23 protein-coding genes are annotated in these 19,658 nt (G+C 67.1%); 13 read left to right on the top strand and 10 right to left on the bottom strand.

The annotated features are described in order from the left end of the window. The first annotated feature begins 175 nt into the window (after positions 1 to 175). From MUG95_RS00940 to MUG95_RS00925, 4 genes are read left to right on the top strand one after another with little or no spacing between them, the layout of a single operon-like run. Positions 176 to 919, top strand: a complete 744-nt coding sequence (locus tag MUG95_RS00940) for a beta-ketoacyl-ACP reductase (RefSeq protein WP_247009199.1) — start codon at positions 176 to 178, stop codon at positions 917 to 919. A gap of 1 nt (position 920) precedes the next feature. Continuing rightward, positions 921 to 2,498: an acyl-CoA carboxylase subunit beta gene (locus MUG95_RS00935; protein WP_247009198.1), complete on the top strand. Its 1,578-nt coding sequence runs from the start codon at positions 921 to 923 to the stop codon at positions 2,496 to 2,498. Then, positions 2,495 to 2,785, top strand: coding sequence for a DUF8022 family protein (locus MUG95_RS00930; RefSeq protein WP_247009197.1), 291 nt, complete (start codon positions 2,495 to 2,497; stop codon positions 2,783 to 2,785). The genes MUG95_RS00935 and MUG95_RS00930 overlap by 4 nt, the downstream gene beginning before the upstream one ends. A 43-nt stretch (positions 2,786 to 2,828) precedes the next feature. After that, positions 2,829 to 3,215, top strand: coding sequence for a hypothetical protein (locus tag MUG95_RS00925; RefSeq protein WP_247009196.1), 387 nt, complete (start codon positions 2,829 to 2,831; stop codon positions 3,213 to 3,215). An 8-nt stretch (positions 3,216 to 3,223) separates the two neighbouring features. On the opposite strand, the gene MUG95_RS00920 is transcribed toward MUG95_RS00925, so the two are convergent. Both MUG95_RS00920 and MUG95_RS00915 read right to left on the bottom strand, forming a co-directional pair. Next, complete coding sequence (locus MUG95_RS00920; protein ID WP_247009195.1) at positions 3,224 to 3,805, bottom strand: cysteine hydrolase family protein; 582 nt, start codon at positions 3,803 to 3,805, stop codon at positions 3,224 to 3,226. After that, positions 3,792 to 4,595 (bottom strand): YqcI/YcgG family protein, encoded by an 804-nt coding sequence (locus MUG95_RS00915; RefSeq protein ID WP_247009194.1) that lies wholly within the window; start codon positions 4,593 to 4,595, stop codon positions 3,792 to 3,794. Before MUG95_RS00915 ends, MUG95_RS00920 begins: the two co-directional genes overlap by 14 nt. Before the next feature lie 189 nt (positions 4,596 to 4,784). Between MUG95_RS00915 and MUG95_RS00910 the strand changes: the two genes are divergently transcribed. The 5 genes from MUG95_RS00910 to MUG95_RS00890 all read left to right on the top strand — a co-directional run bounded on the left by MUG95_RS00910 (position 4,785) and on the right by MUG95_RS00890 (position 9,573). Continuing rightward, positions 4,785 to 5,621: an ABC transporter ATP-binding protein gene (locus tag MUG95_RS00910; RefSeq protein WP_247009193.1), complete on the top strand. Its 837-nt coding sequence runs from the start codon at positions 4,785 to 4,787 to the stop codon at positions 5,619 to 5,621. 94 nt (positions 5,622 to 5,715) lie between these two features. Further along, positions 5,716 to 6,825, top strand: coding sequence for a FecCD family ABC transporter permease (locus tag MUG95_RS00905; RefSeq protein WP_247009192.1), 1,110 nt, complete (start codon positions 5,716 to 5,718; stop codon positions 6,823 to 6,825). Positions 6,826 to 6,879: 54 nt separating this feature from the next. After that, positions 6,880 to 8,004, top strand: coding sequence for an ABC transporter substrate-binding protein (locus tag MUG95_RS00900; RefSeq protein WP_247009191.1), 1,125 nt, complete (start codon positions 6,880 to 6,882; stop codon positions 8,002 to 8,004). A gap of 46 nt (positions 8,005 to 8,050) precedes the next feature. Beyond that, complete coding sequence (locus MUG95_RS00895; RefSeq protein WP_247009190.1) at positions 8,051 to 9,208, top strand: thiolase family protein; 1,158 nt, start codon at positions 8,051 to 8,053, stop codon at positions 9,206 to 9,208. Continuing rightward, entirely contained in the window at positions 9,208 to 9,573 is a 366-nt protein-coding gene (locus MUG95_RS00890) for a Zn-ribbon domain-containing OB-fold protein (protein ID WP_372608208.1), read from the top strand. The genes MUG95_RS00895 and MUG95_RS00890 overlap by 1 nt, the downstream gene beginning before the upstream one ends. 82 nt (positions 9,574 to 9,655) lie before the next feature. Here MUG95_RS00890 and MUG95_RS00885 read toward each other — a convergent pair whose 3' ends face one another. The 3 genes from MUG95_RS00885 to MUG95_RS00875 all read right to left on the bottom strand — a co-directional run bounded on the left by MUG95_RS00885 (position 9,656) and on the right by MUG95_RS00875 (position 11,331). Further along, positions 9,656 to 10,108 (bottom strand): HTH domain-containing protein, encoded by a 453-nt coding sequence (locus tag MUG95_RS00885; protein ID WP_247009188.1) that lies wholly within the window; start codon positions 10,106 to 10,108, stop codon positions 9,656 to 9,658. A 94-nt stretch (positions 10,109 to 10,202) separates the two neighbouring features. Next, the gene (locus tag MUG95_RS00880) at positions 10,203 to 10,682 is read right to left on the bottom strand and encodes an HTH domain-containing protein (protein ID WP_247009187.1); all 480 of its coding nucleotides are present in this window, start codon (positions 10,680 to 10,682) and stop codon (positions 10,203 to 10,205) included. An 88-nt stretch (positions 10,683 to 10,770) separates the two neighbouring features. After that, on the bottom strand, positions 10,771 to 11,331 hold the full coding sequence (locus MUG95_RS00875; protein WP_247009186.1) for a DUF7547 family protein: 561 nt from the start codon (positions 11,329 to 11,331) through the stop codon (positions 10,771 to 10,773). Positions 11,332 to 11,428: 97 nt separating this feature from the next. Between MUG95_RS00875 and MUG95_RS00870 the strand changes: the two genes are divergently transcribed. Then, positions 11,429 to 11,590 (top strand): hypothetical protein, encoded by a 162-nt coding sequence (locus tag MUG95_RS00870; RefSeq protein ID WP_247009185.1) that lies wholly within the window; start codon positions 11,429 to 11,431, stop codon positions 11,588 to 11,590. 3 nt (positions 11,591 to 11,593) lie between these two features. Here the strand turns inward: MUG95_RS00870 and dpsA are convergent, their stop codons facing one another. Together dpsA and MUG95_RS00860 are read right to left on the bottom strand one after the other, a co-directional pair. Continuing rightward, complete coding sequence (dpsA, locus tag MUG95_RS00865) at positions 11,594 to 12,139, bottom strand: DNA starvation/stationary phase protection protein DpsA (RefSeq protein WP_247009184.1); 546 nt, start codon at positions 12,137 to 12,139, stop codon at positions 11,594 to 11,596. A gap of 116 nt (positions 12,140 to 12,255) precedes the next feature. Further along, on the bottom strand, positions 12,256 to 12,633 hold the full coding sequence (locus MUG95_RS00860; RefSeq protein WP_247009183.1) for a DUF8048 family protein: 378 nt from the start codon (positions 12,631 to 12,633) through the stop codon (positions 12,256 to 12,258). Positions 12,634 to 12,717: 84 nt separating this feature from the next. Here MUG95_RS00860 and MUG95_RS00855 point away from each other — a divergent pair, with 84 nt between their 5' ends. From MUG95_RS00855 to MUG95_RS00845, 3 genes are read left to right on the top strand one after another with little or no spacing between them, the layout of a single operon-like run. Beyond that, positions 12,718 to 13,323, top strand: a complete 606-nt coding sequence (locus tag MUG95_RS00855; protein WP_247009182.1) for a protein sorting system archaetidylserine decarboxylase — start codon at positions 12,718 to 12,720, stop codon at positions 13,321 to 13,323. Between the two features lie 26 nt (positions 13,324 to 13,349). Then, positions 13,350 to 15,458 (top strand): acetate--CoA ligase alpha subunit, encoded by a 2,109-nt coding sequence (acs, locus tag MUG95_RS00850; protein WP_247009181.1) that lies wholly within the window; start codon positions 13,350 to 13,352, stop codon positions 15,456 to 15,458. Next, positions 15,455 to 16,522 carry a phosphotransacetylase family protein gene (locus MUG95_RS00845; RefSeq protein WP_247009180.1) on the top strand — a complete coding sequence of 356 codons (1,068 nt, stop codon included), beginning with the start codon at positions 15,455 to 15,457 and terminating at the stop codon, positions 16,520 to 16,522. Before acs ends, MUG95_RS00845 begins: the two co-directional genes overlap by 4 nt. A 167-nt stretch (positions 16,523 to 16,689) precedes the next feature. Here MUG95_RS00845 and bioD read toward each other — a convergent pair whose 3' ends face one another. Genes bioD through bioU form a run of 3 tightly spaced genes read right to left on the bottom strand, consistent with a single transcriptional unit; the run spans position 16,690 to position 19,655 of the window. Continuing rightward, complete coding sequence (gene bioD, locus MUG95_RS00840; protein WP_247009179.1) at positions 16,690 to 17,358, bottom strand: dethiobiotin synthase; 669 nt, start codon at positions 17,356 to 17,358, stop codon at positions 16,690 to 16,692. Next, entirely contained in the window at positions 17,355 to 18,608 is a 1,254-nt protein-coding gene (locus MUG95_RS00835; RefSeq protein ID WP_247009178.1) for an aminotransferase class I/II-fold pyridoxal phosphate-dependent enzyme, read from the bottom strand. The genes bioD and MUG95_RS00835 overlap by 4 nt, the downstream gene beginning before the upstream one ends. Continuing rightward, a complete protein-coding gene (gene bioU / locus MUG95_RS00830) occupies positions 18,609 to 19,655 on the bottom strand; it encodes a (S)-8-amino-7-oxononanoate synthase BioU (protein WP_247009177.1) in 1,047 nt (348 codons plus the stop codon). It lies immediately after the preceding gene. Positions 19,656 to 19,658 lie beyond the last annotated feature (3 nt).

The raw sequence follows: 19,658 nt of genomic DNA, 5'->3' as shown, positions 1-19,658 counted from the left end.
GACCGTTCCGCTCTCGTAAGTCCCTTATACACTAGCGAAGTCGAGAAACTCGGTTTAAGGGCAACTATTATTGTTGCGTGTGGGGGCGTCTTAGACGAGGAGGAGGGCCACCATCCGACGGTTCGCGCGGACGCCGAACGGTTCCCACTGTCGGAGATTGCCCTCACCGACAACTATGATGCTCGAAAATCAGACCTGCGTGGTGACCGGCGCGTCGCGCGGTATCGGACGGGGTATCGCGGAGGAACTCGGGAGACACGGTGCCGACGTGGTGGTCAACTATCGGTCTTCGGAGGCCGCCGCCAACGACGTGGCGGACGAGATAGAGCGTGCGGGCGGGTCGGCAGTGCCGGTACAGGCGGACGTGTCCGAGGTGCAGGAAGTCGAGGCGATGGCCGACCGCGTTACGGATATCTACGGGCGTACCGACGTGTTGGTGAACAACGCCGGCATCACCCTCGACAAGAAGTTCGAGAACATGACCAAAGAGGACTGGGAGCGGGTCATCGACGTGAACCTCGGCGGCGTCTACAACACGACCAACGCCTTCTTCGAGGACCTCAAAACAGCCGACGACGGCCGGCTCATCAACATTTCCTCGGTGGTGGGCCAGCAGGGGAACTACGGGCAGGCCAACTACGCGACGACGAAGTCGGGGCTGTTCGGATTCACTCGGACGCTCGCGCTGGAACTGGCCAGCACGGGGTCGACAGCCAACTGCGTCGCGCCGGGGTTCGTCGAGACGGACATGCTCGAGGAAGTGCCCGAACGCGTCCAGCAGAAGATACTCGACCGCATCCCCCTCAACCGCTTCGCCACCGTCGACGACGTCGCCGGCATCGTCCGCTTCCTCGCCGGCCCCGACTCCAGCTACATGACCGGCCAGATTCTCGCCGTCAACGGCGGCATGGAGTGGTAGTATGAGCCGGCAGGAAGAGTCCGACGAACCGACCGACGAATCGCCCGTCGAGGAGTTGCGACGGCGGCGAGCGGCGGCGGAACTGGGCGGCGGCGAGGCGCGCATCGAACGCCAACACGAGAAGGGGAAACTGACCGCCCGAGAGCGGGTCGACTACCTGCTGGACGACGGCACGTTCGAGGAACTCGACCCGTTCGTCGAACACCGCGCACAGTCGTTCGGGATGGACGAGAAGCAGTTCCCGGGCGACGCAGTGGTCACGGGCTACGGCGAGGTGGACGGCCGGAAGGTGTTCGTCTTCGCCCACGACTTCACCGTGCTGGGCGGGAGCGTCGGCGAAGTCGTCGCCGACAAGATTTGCAAGGTGATGGACAAGGCCATCGAGAACGGGGTGCCCGTCGTCGGCCTGAACGACTCCGGCGGCGCGCGCATTCAGGAGGGGGTCGACTCGCTGGTCGGCTTCGCCAAGATATTCCAGCGGAACACGCAGGCGTCGGGCCTCGTGCCCCAGATATCGGCCATCATGGGGCCGTGTGCGGGCGGTGCGACGTACTCGCCCGCGCTGACCGATTTCACCTTCATGGTCGAGGACACGAGCCACATGTTCATCACGGGGCCGGACGTCATCGAGACGGTCACCGGCGAGCAGGTGTCGAAGGCCGAACTCGGCGGTGCGCAGACGCACGCGACTCGCTCGGGCGTCGCACACTTCGCCGCCGAGTCGGAGGAGGCGGCACTGGACGACATCCGCCGCCTGCTGTCGTACCTCCCGCAGAACAACATGGAGGACCCGCCGCGTGTCTCGCCGTGGGACGACCCCGACCGCTCGTGTGACGGGTTGACCGACATCGTGCCCGCGGAACCACGCAAGCCCTACGACATGACCGAGGTCATCGGGCGCGTCGTCGACGAGGACTCGTTCTTCGAGACACACGACGGGTGGGCGCGCAACGTGGTGACCGGGTTCGGCCGCCTCGACGGCCACGTCGTCGGCGTCGTCGCCAACCAACCGCGCGTCTCAGCCGGAACCTTGGACATCGACGCCTCCGAGAAGGCCGCCCGGTTCGTCCGGACCTGTGACGCGTTCAACGTCCCGGTGCTGACGCTCGTCGACGTGCCGGGGTTCATGCCCGGGACCGAACAGGAACACAACGGCATCATCCGCCGGGGCGCGAAACTCATCTACGCCTACGCCGAGGCGACGGTCCCCCTCATGTCAGTCGTCGTGCGCAAGGCCTACGGCGGGGCCTACATCGTCATGTCCTCGAAGATGCTGGGGTCGGACGTGAACTACGCGTGGCCCGGCGCGGAGATGGCGGTACTCGGGCCGCGCGGTGCGGTCAACATCCTCTTCCGGAACGAAATCGCCGAGGCCGACGACCCGGACGCCCGGCGGCAGGAACTCATGGACGAGTTCCGCGAGGAGTTCGCCCACCCCTACGGCCCGGCGAAACGCGGTTACATCGACGACGTCATCGACCCCGCGGAGACGCGCTCTCGTCTCGTCGACGACTTGGACTTGCTCCGGCGCAAGCGTGAGGACACGCCACCGAAAGACCACGGCAACATCCCACTATGACCGACGACGCCGACATCGTGGAGGTGTCCCTCGACGACATCCTCAACCGCGTCGAACGGGCGACCCGTGAGACGGCCACGCCCGAGGAGGCCACCGCAGTCGCGGTAGCCATCGGCGCGCACCTCACCGACCGTGCCCGGGCGGCCGACAGCGGCGGAGACGAACCGGCGACGGTGGACCCGTGGGCCTTCGCCGGGCGGTTGACGTCGGTCGGACAACGGCCACGTGACCGCCCGCGAGCGGTGGAACGCGGCGACGAGTGGCGGGCGGCGGCCCGTCGGCACTGACCCGGCGGTGCCCGTTTCACCCCGGCGGTCGTAGCGACGGACGATGGACCCGCGCCACCGCGACGGAGTACTGGCAGTCTGTGCCCTCCTCGCTGTCCTGACTGTCACGACCGTGACCGGCCGGACGAGTGCCGCCCTGCATCCCGGTGCCGTGGTCGGCGGCGTCGGCGGTGCCGTGGGACTCGAACTCGCCTTCCTGCGGTATCCCGACCGGCTACTGACGCTCTGGAACCGGCCGGGCGTGGCCGTGACTGCCGCGGCCGCCGTCCTCGTGGCTGGCGTCCTCGCCGCATTCACTCTCCGATGGCTCCCGTGGGTACTCGTCTGGGGGTTACTGACCTACCTCGCGGTACTCGGCTGTCTCCTCGCGGGGGTGGGCAACCCGCTCGCACCGCTCGCCCGCGTCGGGCGCGACGATGACGGGGACTGACCGCTCGCTCACTGAAGCGCGTCGAGAACGGTCCGTGCGTCCACGACGGTGGCGAACTCGCCGTCGAGGTGGGCCAGTGCCGACCGGTGGACGGCATCGGCGGGCATCGACTCGCCGTCGAACGCCCGGTCGAAAGTCGCGGTGGCGTCGGCGACGACCAGCACGTCGAACCCCCGGTTCTCGGCCATCCGGGTCGTGGTCGAAACGCAGTGGTCGGTGGTCAACCCAGCGACGACGAGCGTGTCGATGCCGCCGTCACGGAGTTGTGATTCGAGGTCGGTCCCGACGAACGCGCCGTTGACCGACTTCGTGACGACCGACTCACCGGCCACGGGTTCGAGGCCCTCACGGAAGGCGAAGCCTGGTTCCGACCGCCGGAGCGGCGAGTCCGGTTCGGTCGAGTCGTGGCGGACGTGGACGACCGGCCGGGCCGTCTCGCGCCACGCACCGAGTAGGTCCCGCGCCCGTGTCTCGGCCGCCGGGTTGTTGCGCTCGCCCCACGTAGGGTCGCTGAACCCCCGTTGGAAGTCCACGAGCAACAGGGCCGCACGCTCCGGGAGGGTGACGGTCCGCTCCTCAATCGGCGGCATGGTCCTCGGGGAGTGTCCGCGTGGCTTTGGGGTGGTCGCGGGTCACGTTGATGGGGCACTCGTCGGGGGACTGGGCTTCGTCCTCGGTGAGCATGTACTGAGGCCACTCGTGGTCGACGCCGTAGTCGCCGATGTCGGCGTGTGGGCAGACGCCGTCGTAGTCCGACAACCGGTCGTGGATCACCTCGCGGGCCTGCTGTCCGGCCTCGGTGTCGTGGGTGATGCCCTCGAACAGCGTCCGGGGCTGGAACGTGATTTCCAGCCCGATGGGGCAGTACCGGCTGTGGTACGTGTCGTAGAACGGTGCGCGACAGGTCGGAAACATCGGCTCGCCGCCGAAGGAGAACTCCCACTCGGTGTCGTCGGTGTCGGTCGGAATCTCCTCTGGCCACGGCTCCGGGTCGTGGACGTGGAGGAACTGCAGAACGTGCCACAGTCGCTCGTGATACTCGGCTTCTGTCAGGTCGCGTTCGGGCGGCTTGAAGAACGTGACCAGCGACGCCTGTTCGGCGTGGTCACGGTAGGTGTCGAGGTACTCGAGTAGTACGTCGCGGAACCGGAGCAAGGCGTCCTTGTCCGTCATCGACGGGACCACGGTGTACAGCGGGTCGCCGTTCTCGACGGACTCGACGCCGAAGAAGCACGGGAACGGCGACCCCTCGTGTTCGCCAGTCAATGCCTCCCGGAACGTCTCCCAGTGTGCGACGGCCCAGTCGGGCCACGCGCCAGAGTCGGCTCGCGCCGCCACCGTCGACTGGTCGTACAGGACCTGCAATCGGTCCTCGTTCATATCAACCGTGAAGGGACAGCGCGGCTTGAACGTTGAGGTTTCGACCGGAGCCGGGGCGTCGCTCGGCCTCTCCCACGGAGCCATTCGCCGGGGCGGCGCGCGGTCCGAAGGATTGAATTAGGGTTGCCTAAAACAAGGCGGTATGAACGGGCGGCGAGTGTGCCGACGACGTGTCGGGGTGTCGGCACCGTGAGGTCCGACAGCCCGGCGCGCCGGGACCGTCGGGACGCCGAGACGGCCCACGCCGAGAGCCACGTCCACGTCGAGGACGTGACGGTCAGTTACTCGGCCGCGGCCGACCCGGTGGTCGAGTGCGGCCGCTTCGACCTCCCGCGGGGCGAGATTACGGCCCTCGTCGGGCCGAACGGGAGCGGCAAGAGTACCCTGCTCAGGACAATCGCCCGGCACCTCGGCCCGGACGCGGGCCGCATCGTCCTCGACGGGCGCGAGGTGGGGACCTACGACGCCCGGGCGTTCGCGCGCGAACTGGGTCATCTTTCACAGGAGAACGAGTGTCCCGACGGGCTGACCGTCGAGGACTTGGTGTACCACGGCCGATATCCACACCGCGGCTACTTCGATTCCGTCACCGAGGAAGACAGTGCGGCCGTCGAGCGGGCCATCGACATGGCCGGTGTCGACCACATCAGAGATAGCGAAGTGGGGAGTCTGAGCGGCGGACAGAAGCAACTCGTCTGGATAGCGATGGCACTCGCACAGGAGACGGACGTGCTGTTGCTCGACGAACCGACGACGTTCCTCGACGTGCGTCACCAACTGCGGGTCCTCGACGTGGTGCGCACGCTGAACGAGGACGACGACGTGACCGTCGGCGTCGTCCTCCACGACATCGAACAGGCGGCCCGCTTCGCCGACTACGTCGTCGCGCTCCAGGACGGGTCGGTGTACGACTGGGGACCGCCGGACGCGGTCGTCACAGAGGACCTCCTCGCGGACGTGTTCGGTGTCGACGCGGCCGTCTCCACCGGCGACGAGATGCGAGTCGTCCCCAAACGACCGCTGTGACCGGCGAGCGGGCCAGTTCGGGGTCGAACGGCGACGCCGAACCCGGACCGGCGAACCGAAACACGTATCCGATATTTTAGGCCAACCTAAAACAATGGCACGCTCGTCGGATGTCGCGTCGCGGCCCGAGTCGGTGACGCGGTTCGAGTGGCTCTCCGGCTCGCTCGTCGCGTTCTGTCTCGCTTGTCTGCTGGTCACTGTCGTCGCCGGGCTCGTACAGGTCAGGTTCGGGTCCTACGAGATGACGCGGATGGAGGTACTCCGTGCGGTGTTCGACGCCGACGTACTCTTCGACCCGGCCGTGTGGTCCGCGTTCCTCCTCGGCGGGGACCTCCCGTCGCTCGACACGCGGACGCTCGTCGTCTGGACCGTTCGGATGCCGCGTGTCATCGTCGGCGTCGTCGCCGGGGCGGCACTCGCTATCTCCGGAGCCATCTTCCAAGCCGTCACCCGAAACGAACTGGCCAGCCCATTCATTCTCGGTGTGAGTCGCGGAGCAGGGTTCGCCGTCCTCGCCACGCTCGTCGTCTTTAGCGGCCTCACGCCGTTCCTCCCGTTTCTCGCCGCGCTCGGCGGAGCCGTCGCCTTCCTGATAACGTACCTCATCGCGTGGAAAGACGGCACGAGTCCGGTTCGGCTCGTCCTCGCGGGCGTCATCGTCAACATGGTGTTTCATTCCCTCCAGCGGGGCGTGTACTTCCTCGCGGACGACATCGGCGTCGTCCAGTCGGCCATCGCGTGGCTGACTGGCTCGCTGACCGGTGTCGGGTGGGAACAGGTCCGCATCGCGACGCCCGCCGCCGCCCTCGCAATCGTGTTGGCCCTCGTCGGCGCGCGGCAACTGAACGTCCTGTTGCTCGGCGAGACGACGGCCCGCTCGCTCGGGATGCGGGTGGAGCGGACCAGACTGCTGCTGTCGGGCGTCGGCATCCTCGCGGCCAGTGCCGCCATCGCCGTCGCGGGCATCGTCAGTTTCTTCGGCCTCGTCGTCCCCCACATCGTGCGCAACGTCGTCGGCACCGACTACCGGCGGCTGATGGTGGGGTGCCTGTTCGCCGGTCCGGCACTGATGGTCGCCGCGGACGTTGGCGCGCGCCTCGCGTTGCGGCCCGCACAGATTCCGGTCGGCATCGTCACGGGACTGCTCGGCGGTCCGTACTTCCTCTATCTGATGCGCAAACAGCAGTCGATGGGCGAACTGTGACCCCGTCACTGAGATTCGGAACGGTTTTATATTTTTAGGCTGGCCTAAAAATTGATGAGCGACGGAACACACACGAGACGGACGGTACTGAAGACGAGTGCGGCAGTCGCCGGACTGGGTGCGGTCGCTGGCTGTTCGGAGGGGTCCGAATCCGACGAGCCTACGACTGACGACGGCACAAACAGCTACTCGGTGACGATGGCACCGGTCGGCTCCGTCGAGTTCGACGACACCCCCCAGACGTGGGTCGCGAACAACGGGAGTTGGGCGGACATGGGTGCCGCGCTCGGCGTCGAACCGCCGGAGGGTCTGTACCTGACCTCGCGCTATCACACCCAGTACTACGACGAGATACCGGGCGTCAGCGTCGACAAGAGCGACATGGTGTCGCTGTGGGAGGGTGGTCTCGACCTCGAACAGTTCCTCGCGCTGGGCGAGGAGAGCGACGTGTTCGTGATGGACCCGAACTTCATCCCCAACCGGAGCGACAACTGGGACGCGGGGAAAATAGAGCAGGTCCGCGAGGCAGGGACGCCCTTCTTCGGCAACAGCATCTTCTCCCGTGGGTACGAGTGGCACGACTACGAGTACTACACGCTGTACGAGGCGTTCGAGAAACTGGCCGCCGTCTTCCAGCGCGAGGAGCGGTACGAAGCGTTCGCGGACCTCCACGAGACGTTTCAGTCGAACGTCGAGGCGGTTCGCCCGCCGGAGAGTGACCGCCCGTCAGTCGCGGTGCTGTGGCCGCAACCGGCGAACGAACCCGAGCAGTTCTCACCGTACCTCGTCGGCGACGGGACCAGTTTCAAGCAGTGGCGTGACCTCGGCGTACGGGACGCGCTGGCGCGAACGAACGTCCGCGACTTCCACGAGAACCGCGGGCGAATCGACTACGAGACGCTGCTGGATGTCGACCCCGACGTACTCATGATTCGTGGTCACGAGGCGAAGACGGCCGGAGAGTTCGAGGACACCGTCGTCTCGTTCATGGAGAGCGACGACACTGCGAGCGACCTGACGGCGGTCCAGAACGGCGACGTCTACCGCGGCGGCCCGCTGTATCAGGGGCCTATCACGAACCTCGTCGTCACGGAACGCGCGGCACGCCAACTGTACGGTGCCGAGGGGGACCTGTTCGAGCGACAGCGGGTCGCGGACATCGTCGCCGGGGACGTTTGACTGCCGCCACAGCCAGTTTTACGGTACCGCCCGTGGGACTCTGGGTATGGACAGGGACGTGGCAATCATCGGCGGGTCGATGACGAAGTTCGGCCAGCGCGACGCGTGGATACGCGAACTGCTCGCGCAGGCCGGCACGGAGTGTCTCGACGACGCCGGTGTCGCGCCAGACACAGTCGAACACGTCTACGTATCGAACATGGCAAGCGGCGAGTTCGAGGGACAGACGGGCATCATGAACGCCCTCGCCCACGACCTCGCACTGCTTCCCGCGTACAGCCAGCGGGTCGACCAGACCAGTTCCAGCGGCGGCGCGGGCATCTACGCCGCGTGGCAGTCGATTCGCTCCGGAGCCAGCGACATGACCCTCCTCGTCGGCGGCGAAAAGATGACCCACAAGGGGACCGGCGGCGCGACGGACATCATCGCGTCCATCACGCACCCCGCGGAGTACAAACACGGCGTCACACTCCCCTCCTTCGCGGGGATGACCGCCCGGCACTACCTCGAACGGTTCGATGCACCCCGGGAGAGTCTGGCGAAGGTGGCCGTCAAGAACCACCGCAACGGCGTCGACAACCCCAAGGCGCAGTTCCAGAAGGAGATAAGCGAGGAGAAAGCCCTCGAGAGTCCCATCATCGCGGACCCGCTCAGGCTGTACGACTTCTGTCCCATCACCGACGGGAGTTCCGCGCTCATGTTCTGTCCCGTCGAGGTGGCCGAGGAGTACACAGACGAGTACGTCGTCGTCTCGGGCGTCGGCGGCGCGACGGATACCCACGTCGTCCACGAACGCGAGGACCCGACGACGATGGGCGGCGTCGTCGACTCCGGTCAAGAGGCCTACGAGATGGCTGGACTCGGCCCAGACGACGTGGACGTGGCGGAACTCCACGACATGTTCACTATCCTCGAGTTCCTCCAGATGGAGGGGCTGGACTTTGCGGAGAAGGGGCGAGCGTGGGAACAGGTCGAAGACGGCCGGACGGAGCGGGACGGCGAACTGCCCATCAACACCTCGGGCGGCCTCAAGTCGAAGGGGCACCCGCTCGGGGCCAGCGGCGTCGCACAGGGCTACGAGATATACGAGCAGTTGACCGGCGAGGCCGGCGCGCGACAGGTCGACGCCGACACCGGACTGGCCTGTAACGTCGGTGGGTTCGGCAACTGCGTCATCACCACCATCATGGAGGCGGCACGATGATGGAGGCGGACCGCTGTCCGAACGGCCACGTCACGTATCCGACACACACGCTCTGCCCGGAATGTGGCGAGGAACCGACCGGCACCGTCGACCTCAGCGAGTACACCGCCGAAGTGGTTACGTGGACGGAGAGTACCGCGACCCCGCCCGGAGTCAGGGAGCCGAACACGCTCGCCATCGTCGAGTTCGAAGTCGAGGGCGAGACGGTCAGGGCCATCGGGCAAGTCGTCGCCGAGGACGACGTGGCGACCGGTGACGAGGTCCGGCCCGTCTACGCCGAGCAGCTCCGGGAACCGGGCGTCGGCCTCAAACCGGAAGATGCAGACCAAGCGTGGGACGGGTATCGCTTCGAACTGACACAGTGAGGGTGGCGGCACGAGCAGTCAGTTCGGAGCGAAGACGAGAACGGTGTGAGCAACAGTCTGGGGTCGGACACGTCCTCTCGGCTCAGGGAACCGTCGTCGTGTCGGTCGTGTGCGCGCCGTCGGGACACTCGAACATCGCCAGTCCGTCGAGGACGCTCACCGACCGACCGTTGCGGGAGTGGGGGTACACTTCCACTAGGTCGTCGTCCTCGTAGACGGCCACACACATCACGGGGTAGACTGTCGTGCGATAGTGGGAACCGGTGAACGCCGAGTGGCAGTCGTGGCTGTCGAAGGCGGGGCCGAGGGACACGCCGCCTTGGGACGCCCACTCCTCGAAGGCCTCGTGTGTGGTGCTGGCGGGACTCGGCACAGGTTCCGTGCTGTCGACTCTGTGTGCCCACGTCGTGACAGTCACCTCGTCGACGACCGCCGCCTCGGCCAACGCACGCAACCGCCCGAGGACGGTCAGTTGGGACTGGCGCGCGGCGTGCGGGGCGGACTCACGGAGATACAGCTCCACGCGTCGGGTCATTACGGTGTCCGGAACGCACCCGAACGGCTTAGCTGTTTGTGAACGTGTCACGCACTGGTCGGCTTCGACACCACGGACCGACCGGTCGGGACTGTCAGTCGCTCCCGGTTCGCGCGGAGTCGCGGTGGGCGGTGGAACCCCGGTGTGCAGACTCGATAGCCCGCAGGCCGTCCATCACCGACCGGGACCCGTCGTTCGTCGAGTGCGGGTAGACACACCCGAGGTCGCCGTCGCGGTAGACGGCGAGACAGAGTGCGGGGAGGACGAGGCGCGTCCCCGTCTCACCCGTTTCCGAGGCGTAACACTGGCGCGTCTCGAAGAATGGAGTGAGCGAAACCGCTCGCTCGTCGGCCCACGCCACGAACCGCTCGTAGCGGTCGGACTCCCGGTCACCGCTCCGCTCGGGGACTGTCTTCGGCCACGTGTGAGTGTCGACCGCGGCGACGTGGCCCGTGGCTGCGAGGTCACGGAGACGGTCGACGACCTGCTCGTACCGTCGTTCCGCCACCGACGGTAACTCTTCTCGCGCGTACAGTTCGACCCGTGTCTCCCCCGTCGTACCCTCTCCCGGCATGGATTCGTTCCTTCCACGAACTGTTAAAAAGAACTTGCCATCCCCGTGAAGGCGTCGCGGGGGCCTGGGGCCGCCGTTCGCTCGTAGCCTATCCGTCGTCGGCGTCGTCGAGGTCGTCTTTGAGCGACTGGAGTTCCGAGTCAACGTCGACGGGCACCGGGTCGCTGTCCGTCTCGGCCGGTGTCGCCGCGGCGGACGCCGTGTCCGACCGCTCCGCGGCGAGTCGGTCGTCTATCTCGGCGCGGAGGTCACGCGCTTCGTCCAACAGTTCCCGTGACTCCTCGTCCGGTGGTTGCCCCTCGATAGCGTCCTGTGCGTCCGCGAGGACACCGTCGAGGCGGTCGAGCGTCGTCTGACTCAGTGCTATCGCCCGGTCTTTGACCTCGCTCGACCCCCCAGACGGTCGCGTGTCTCGCCCCTCCGCGAACCGGAGTGCGCGCTGCAGGAGGCGGAGTGCCCGGATGTTCGTCTCCAACACGAGGATGAGCGCGGGAATCGCCACCTCGTCGGTGAACCTGAGCAGTTCCCGTGGGGTCGGCGGCCGCGGCCGTCCCGGGCCGTCGTCGAGTTCTCGCTGGAGGTCACGGAGCGAGTGTGCGAGGTCCGTCGCCAACCGAGCGAGCGATACCTCGCCCGAAGCGTCACTCATGTGGTCGGCTTGGGGCCGTCGGGTCAAAAGCACACTCCCGTCCGAACTCTAGGCCGACCGAAATCCTTTTAATTTTAGGGTGGCCTAAGTTCTATCGATGAGTCACGCCCCGACCACGGTGGGCCCCGACGCCGACGACGAGGAGGACACGCCGGTCATCAACTGTCACAGAGCGGCCGCTGACCGACGTGTGTTTACCGAAGAAGGGAATACTGATGGGTGGATTGCGACCGACCTGACGGTCGACTGCTACCGGTAACGCCTACTCGTTGCTGGTCTCTGCGACCAGCGTGTCGTCTTCGAGGTAGTGTTCGATGTGGTGGGCGTCTTCCTCTGTCTGGACGAGGATGTCACGGAGAATCTGGGCTGTCGCGTGGTCGCCCAGTTCCGTGGCGAGTTCGACGTGTTCGCGGAGGCTCTCGATGACGTCGCCGTACATCGCGAGGTCGTTGCGGAGGGATTCCCGGATGGCGTAGACGTTGCTGTCTTCGGGTTCGACCGTCGACCGCTCCGCGAGGTTCGGCATACTGGAGACCGGCGCGCCCCCGAGTGCCTGCAACCGTTCGGCTATCTCGTCGGCCGCGGCTTCGGTGTTCTCGGCTGCCTCGCCGAGGAAGATGTGGAGGTCACGGAACTCCGCACCTTCGACGTTCCAGTGGTGCTTCCGAAGCTGGTGGTACAGCGTGTACGAATCCGCGAGGTCGTCGTTGAGGGCCTCGACGATTTCCTTGGACTTCTCGCGGTCGAGTCGGAGTTCGTTGTCTTCTACCTCACCGGACTGCTTGCGGACGGTTTTCTCTGTGCTCATCTCGTCTCAACTATGGTTCCGTAGTGATATAAGCTTTTGCACTCAGAAATAAATTTTTAGGATAGCAAAAATATTGTGGTGTATTTAGCAGGTGTCCGTGGCAAGTGGTACCGAGGTCATTCCCGGCCGAGTATCATCAGTTGCTCACCGTCACGGGTTCCTGCCCCGGTATCCCGCCGCGTTTGGTCGGCGTGTACATCTAAGAGCGCGAACAGGGCCGTCTCGGGGATGTCGAGTGCGTCCGCGAACTCGTCCCACACGTGGTCACGCAGGCGGAGGTAGTACGCTTCCTCCGTCCGGTGGAGCAAGGGGTCGCCGTGGAACTGGGACCGCCACTCGTAGACGATGTCCTCGACGCCGGGGTTCTCGCGTGCTTGACGCTGGTGCCGACGGAGCAACTCCCGGAGTTCGTCGGCCGTCACGTCGTGTTTGCCAGCCACGCGCTCGATGGCCTCGTCGTCGAACGGGGCCAGTAGGTCCGCCTCGTCGGTCATAGGGACGGGATACGCGGCGGCCGGTCATAATCCCGGCGGCGGGTGAGCCGATAGGTTCATTCGCCACGCTCCGTACTCGCGGGTATGGACGTTCCCATCGCGCCCGGGACGTGGCGGTACGCGGCCCCAGCCGCACTCGTGGGTATCCTGCTCTTGCCGCTCTCGCTGCTCGCGGGAACGCTCGCGCTCCTCGGAAGCGTCGCCGTCGTCGGCTTCCACCGCGACCCCGACCGCAGTGTTCCCGAGAGCGGCCTGCTCGCGCCGGCCGACGGCAAAGTCTCCGTCGTGCGCGAGGAGGACGACGGACTCCGCGTCGGCGTGTTCATGGGCCTCTCGAACGTCCACGTCAACCGCGCACCGCTGGGCGGGACCGTCCAGTCGGTGACACACTCGCCCGGCGGCCACTGGCCCGCGTTCAGCAAGGCCGCGGACCGCAACGAGAAGTGTCACATCGAGTTCGAGGACCACACGGTGACACTCATCGCGGGGGCCGTCGCCCGACGCACCCATCCCTACGTTAGAGCGGGCGACACCCTCGCTCGCGGCGAGCGCGTCGGCCACATCTCCTTCAGCAGTCGCGTCGACGTGGTCCTCCCCCCGGGAATCGACCGAACCGACCTCGCCGTGGAAATGGGTGACCGCGTGCGGGCGGGCGAGACGCGACTCGTCGAGGCGAACCCCCAACTATAATCGGGCGGTCGTCGAACCATCGGACGATGGGACGGCTCGCTTCCCTGTTTGCCCCCGACCGCGTTGCGGTCATCGGTGCCACGGACCGGTCGGGGTCCGTCGGTCACGCTATTACGAGCAACCTCCGCGACGAGTTCTCGGGGTCGGTTGTCCCCGTCAACCCGAACGCCGGAACGGTCCTCGGATTGGACTGTTACGACGACGTGCAGTCCGTCCCCGGCACGGTGGACGTGGCCATCGTCGTCGTCCCGGCCGACATCGCCGTCGACGCCGTGACGGACTGTGGCGAGGCCGGTATCGACACCGTCGTCGTCATCACCGCCGGGTTCAGCGAGGCCGGCAGCGAGGGCGCGGCCCGCGAGCGTGAACTCCGGGCCGTCGCCGAGGAGTACGACCTCGACCTCGTCGGCCCGAACAGCCTCGGCGTGATGAGCACGGCCGTGGGGATGAACGCCACGTTCGGCCCCGAGAGTGCCCAACCCGGTCCGATTTCCTTCATGAGCCAGTCCGGCGCGTTCATCACGGCGGTGCTGGACTGGGCCAACGACCGCGACATCGGCTTCCGTGACGTGGTGTCGCTGGGCAACAAGGCCGTCTTGGACGAGAGTGATTTCGTCGCCGAGTGGGGCGACGACCCGGAGACGGACGTGATTCTGGGCTACCTCGAAGGTATCGCGGACGGCCCGTCGTTCATCGAGGCCGCACGCGAGGTGACCGACGACACGCCTATCGTGCTGGTCAAGTCCGGACGCACCGAGGCCGGAGCCTCGGCCGCCGCCTCCCACACGGGGACGATGGCCGGGAGCGAACGCGCCTACGAGGCCGGGTTCGACCAGGCGGGCGTCGTCCGTGTCGACACCGTCCAAGAGTTGTTCGACTACGCCGGCATCCTCTCCGGGCAACCGCTCCCCGAGAACGACTCGGTGGCCGTCGTCACGAACGCGGGCGGCCCGGGCGTGATGACCACCGACGCCATCGGCGACACGGCCCTCTCGATGGCGTCGTTCACCGACGGGACGCTCGACGCCCTCGGCGAGGCACTCCCCGACGGGGCGAACATCTACAACCCCATCGACGTCATCGGCGACGCCGACACGGAACGGTTCGCCGAGGCAATCGACATCGCGCTCGGGGACCCGAACGTCGGCGCGGCAGTCGTGCTGGCCTGTCCGACCGCGACCCTCTCCTTCGAGGAGTTGGCCGCCGCGACGGTCGAGTTACAGGATGAACACGGTCTTCCCGTCGCGGCGTCGCTGATGGGCGGGGACTCCACGCGGGCCGCGCGGGCGATGCTGAGCGAGGCCGGCATCCCGACGTACTTCGACCCCGCTCGCGCCGTCGACAGCCTCGACGTCCTGCGTGAGTACCGCGAGATACAGGCATGCGAGTACGCGGCACCCACGACGTTCGACGTGGACCGCGAACGCGCCCGAGAGATACTTCGGGCGGCGGCCGACCGCAACACGAACCGCCTCGGCGTCGAAGCGATGGACCTGCTGGACGCGTACGGGATTCCGACGCCCGACGGCGAGGTGGTCGACAGCCCCGATGCGGCACGCGAAGCCGCCGAGCGGGTCGCGGGCGACGCGGGTGAAGTCGTGATGAAAATCGTCAGCCCCGACATCCTGCACAAGTCCGACATCGGCGGCGTCGAAGTCGGCGTCACGCCCGAGGCGGTGCGCGATACGTACGAGGACCTCGTTGCGCGGGCGCGCAACTACCAGTCCGACGCGAGGGTGCTGGGCGTCCAAGTGCAGGAACAACTGCCCCTCGACGACGCTACGGAGACCATCGTCGGGACGAACCGCGACCCGCAGTTCGGCCCGCTGGTGTTGTTCGGACTCGGCGGCATCTTCGTCGAAGTCCTCGAAGACACCACCGTCCGCGTCGCGCCGGTCAGTGAGAGCGAGGCGGCGTCGATGGTCGACGACATCGAGTCCGCGCCGCTCCTTCGGGGGGCACGCGGCCGCGAACCGGTCGCCGAGGACGCCATCGTGGAGACGATTCAGCGACTCTCCCAACTCGTGACGGACTTTCCCGCGATACTGGAACTGGACATCAACCCGCTCGTGGCGACGCCCGACGGCGTTCGAGCAGTGGACGTGCGACTCACCATCGACAAGGAGGAGCTATGAACCCGATACTCGTCAGTTCGACCACCGAGAGTACAGGCAAGACGGCCGTCGCGCTCGCGCTGGCCCGTCACGCCGCCGACCGCGGCCGGTCGGTCGGCTACATGAAACCACGCGGCACCCAGCTCCAGAGCGCAGTCGGCAAGACGCTCGACCGCGACCCGCTGTTGGCGCGTGAGGTTCTCGACCTCGACACCGAGACCCACGAGATGGAACCGGTCGTCTACTCGCCGACGTTCGTGGAGGACGCCATCCGCGGCCGCGAGGACCCGACCGCACTGCGGGACCGCGTCGTCGAGAGTTACGGCGCGATAGCCGACGGCAACGACTTCGTGGTCGTCGAGGGTGCTGACGTGTACACGACGGGTGGCATCGTGGACCTGACCGACCCGGACGTGGCCGACGTATTGGACGCCTCGGTCCTCTTGGTGAGCGAGTACGACGACCCGCGGGACGTGGACGACGTGCTCGCGGCCGCCGACGCCTTCGGTGACCGCCTCGGTGGCGTCCTGTTCAACAGCGTCGCGGACGCTGACTTCGACCAACTCACCGAGGACGTGATTCCGTTCCTCGAAGGACGAGGGGTGCCCGTGTTCGGCGCGCTCCCGACGGTCAGGGAACTCGCCGGGGTAACCGTCGGCGAACTCGCCGCCGAACTCGGCGCGGAGGTGCTGACGACGGACGCCCCCACCGACGGGTTCGTCGAGCGGTTCCTCGTCGGCGCGATGGGACGGGACGCGGCACTCTCGGGATTCCGCCGGACCCGCGACGCCGCCGTCGTCACCGGTGGCGACCGCCCGGATATCCAGACTGCCGCCCTCGAAGCCAGCGGCGTGCGCTGTCTGGTCCTGAGCGGCGGCCACCGTCCCACGGGTGCGGTCATCGGCCGCGCCGAGGACGCCGGGAAGCCGGTCCTCCTCCTCGGTGCCAACACCCGGACCACCATCGACCGCGTCGAGTCCGTCATCGGCGGCGGCCGGACACAGGACGCCGACTCCGTCGCGCGGATGGGCGAGTTGCTCGCGGACGCCGCGGACCTCGACGCACTCGTCGCCCTCTCGGAGTGAGCCACACGGCTCTCAGAACAGACTTATCTTGGTTCGGCCCATAGTGATGATGGAGCCATTCGGCTCCGTAGTGTCACACGCCGGGGGCAACCCCCCGGTACCCCTTTGGAAGACCGGCCGGTGTCCCGTCGTTCTCCCGTGCAGAAACAGGTCTGTAGTGACGACACTCAACGGACCAGCGACCGTGGGAGGTGGTCCGCCACGGCATCGACGGCCGCACACGGGTCGGTGAGGTCTGTCTCGGGAAGCGTATGGACCGACAGGTCGGTCATCCGTTCCAGTACCGCCGGGTTCGTTCGCTCGGCGGTCGAGGCCCCCCCGTACCTGTTGAGGACGATGCCGCGGACGGGCACGTTCTGCCGTCGGAGCGCGTCGACGGTTAGTGTGGTGTGATTCAGCGTCCCCAGTCCCGAGCGCGCGACGACCACCGCGGACACGTCGAGGTCGGCCACCAAATCCAGAACCTCGTGGCCATCCGCGAGCGGTACCCGGAGACCGCCGATGCCCTCCACGAGACCCGTCTCGGCGGCGGCGAGTTGGCGCTCACAGCCGTCGCGGAGTCGCTGGTAGGAGAGGTCCGCACCGGCCTGCTCGGCGGCGACTGCCGGGGCAAGCGGCGGTTCTAACCGCGCCAGACAGGTCGCGGCCGCCTCCGTCCCACAGGCCGTGGCGACGAACGCCGCGTCGTCGTCGGGCGGGTGGCCGGTTTGACAGGGTTTCACCGCGCGGGCGTCGACGCCGTCCTCCCGGAGAACGCCGACGAGACCTGCGGTGACGACGGTCTTGCCGACACCCGTGCCGGTTCCCACAACGGCAATACCTCCGTCGTCGGTCATACGAGGTCCAACTCCTCACCCGCGGCGCGGAAGGCGTCGAGACACCGCTGTATGTCTTCCTCGGTGTGTGTCGCCATCGGAGCGACGCGGATTCGGCTGGTCCCCTCGGGAACCGTCGGCGGACGGATACCCGGTGCGACGATACCGTGGTCGTCGAGGGTGTCGCCGAGTGCCATCGTCCGCTCTCGGTCTCCGACGACGACGGGGAGAATCTGCGTCTCGCCCCACACGTCGTAGCCGATGGCTTCGAGGCCGTCGCGGAGACGGGCGACGTTCTCCCACAGTTGCTCGCGGCGACGCTCGTCCTCGCGGGCGACGCGAAGTGCCGCCCGCGCCGCGGCGGCCGACGGCGGTGCGAGTCCCGTCGAGAAGACGAACGAGCGTGCGGCGTTGAGGAGGTGTTCTATCAGCGTCGCACTTCCCGCGACGTAGCCACCCTGACTCCCGAGTGCCTTCGAGAGCGTCCCCATCTGGACGTGGACACGGTCGGCGAGGCCCTCACGCTGGACGACACCGCCGCCGTCTGCGTAGAGGCCCGTGGCGTGTGCCTCGTCGATCATCAACCACGCGCCGAACTCCTCGACGGCGTCACAGATTGCGGCGAGGGAGGCCACGTCGCCGTCCATACTGAACACCGAATCGGTGACGACGAGCCACGACTCCTCGCCCGTCGCCTCGCGTGACCGCTCTCGCATCGTCGCCCGCAGGTCTGTGGGGTCACAGTGGTCGTAGACGTACGTCTCCGCGTCCGTGAGTCGGCAGGCGTCGACGATACTCGCGTGGTTCAACTCGTCCGAGATAATCACGTCGGGGTCGAGTGCCGTGATAGTCCCGACGTTCGTCGCGTACCCCGAGGAAAACGCCAGCGCGCGCTCGGTTCCCTTGGCGTCGGCGAGTTCCCGCTCCAGTTCGCGGTGGGCCGGCGTATCGCCCGTAATCAGACGGCTCGCACCCGCACCGGTGCCCACGTCGCTGGCCGCTTCGGCGGCGGCCGCCCGGACGCGCTCTTCGCCCGCCAGCCCGAGGTAGTTGTTCGCGGCGAAGACGACGCGCTCGTCACCGTCGAAGGTAATAGGATCGCTACCCGGGTCTTCGGCCAGCCGACTCCGGGCTGCGACGCGTTCGACGGGTGTGAGGTCACGCCGCAAGTCGTCACGCGCTCGCGCCGCGAGCCGACCGGCCGGGTCGAAGCCGCGGTCCGGGGTCCGGTCCCGGGGCGTGTCTGCTCCCCCGTCGGCCTCGCCGGACATCTAAAAGCCCGGCATCAGGTCCGCGGGGCCGAACACGCCGTACTCTCCGGCGCGGTTTCGGCGGACGCCGGCCGTGAGATAGCCCAGTGCCGGGCCGTTGACGTTCGCCTCCATGCTCGTCGCGTCGTCCAACTGGAAGGTGTTCGTGCCCGTCTCGCCGTCGAAGGTTCGGCCCGTCACGCGGACGGTGGTCGTCGTCGGCTTCTCGTCGCTGGTTACGTCGAGAACGCCGCCCACGGTCACGTCCTCGGCGTCGCAGATACCTGCCCGCTCCAACAGCACGTCGTCGGCGTGTTCCATGTCCTCGAATTCGATGACCCCGTCGTGGTCGTCGATGACCGCCTCGATTTCGGCGTCGCTCATCTCCCGTGCGTCCTCGATATCGTACCCCGGGAGGTGGGCGATGTCCTCACGGACGGTGCCGCGGTTGTCCTCGTACCCCGACTTGAGGCCGACGCCCCAGTGAATCTCGACCTCCTCGACGTCGACGAACGACTGTGCGGCGAGTGCGGCCGCCCCGGTCAGGAATCCCGGGGTCGCACCCGCACCGCAGACGAAGGTGATTCCTTCCGACTCGAACCGTTCCGTCTTCTCGTCCAGCATCCCGATGACACGCGACCGCTTGAGTACGTCCACGAGGACGCCCTCGTAGCCCGCCTCGGCGAAGCGGTCGGCGACGCCGGGGATGAAGTCGTGCTCGAAGTTCGGGAGTGCGAGCAGTACCGCGTCGATACGGTCGCTCTCCTCGATAATCGCCTCGATGGGCGCGTCCGTCGGGTCGGCCTGTGCCGAGGCCGCGACGCCCGCGTCCTCGCCGGTCTGTTTGATGCCGTCGTCGGGGTCGACCGTCGCGGTGCCGCCGTCGCTCGCGATGTTGCCCTCCGTCGCGGCGAGCAGTTCGTCCACGTCGAGGCCACCGTGGTCGACGGCGACGCCGTGGCGGTCACACGCCGCGACGGGTGTGAGTGCCGCTTTGTCCTGTGAGACTTCGAGCGTCCGTCTGCCGATGCCACCGGTTCCCAGTACCGCGAAGTTGATGTCGTTCATGTA

Source organism: Halorientalis litorea (genome assembly GCF_023028225.1).
Taxonomy (GTDB): domain Archaea; phylum Halobacteriota; class Halobacteria; order Halobacteriales; family Haloarculaceae; genus Halorientalis; species Halorientalis litorea.
This window is presented reverse-complemented; position numbering and strand designations above follow the sequence as displayed.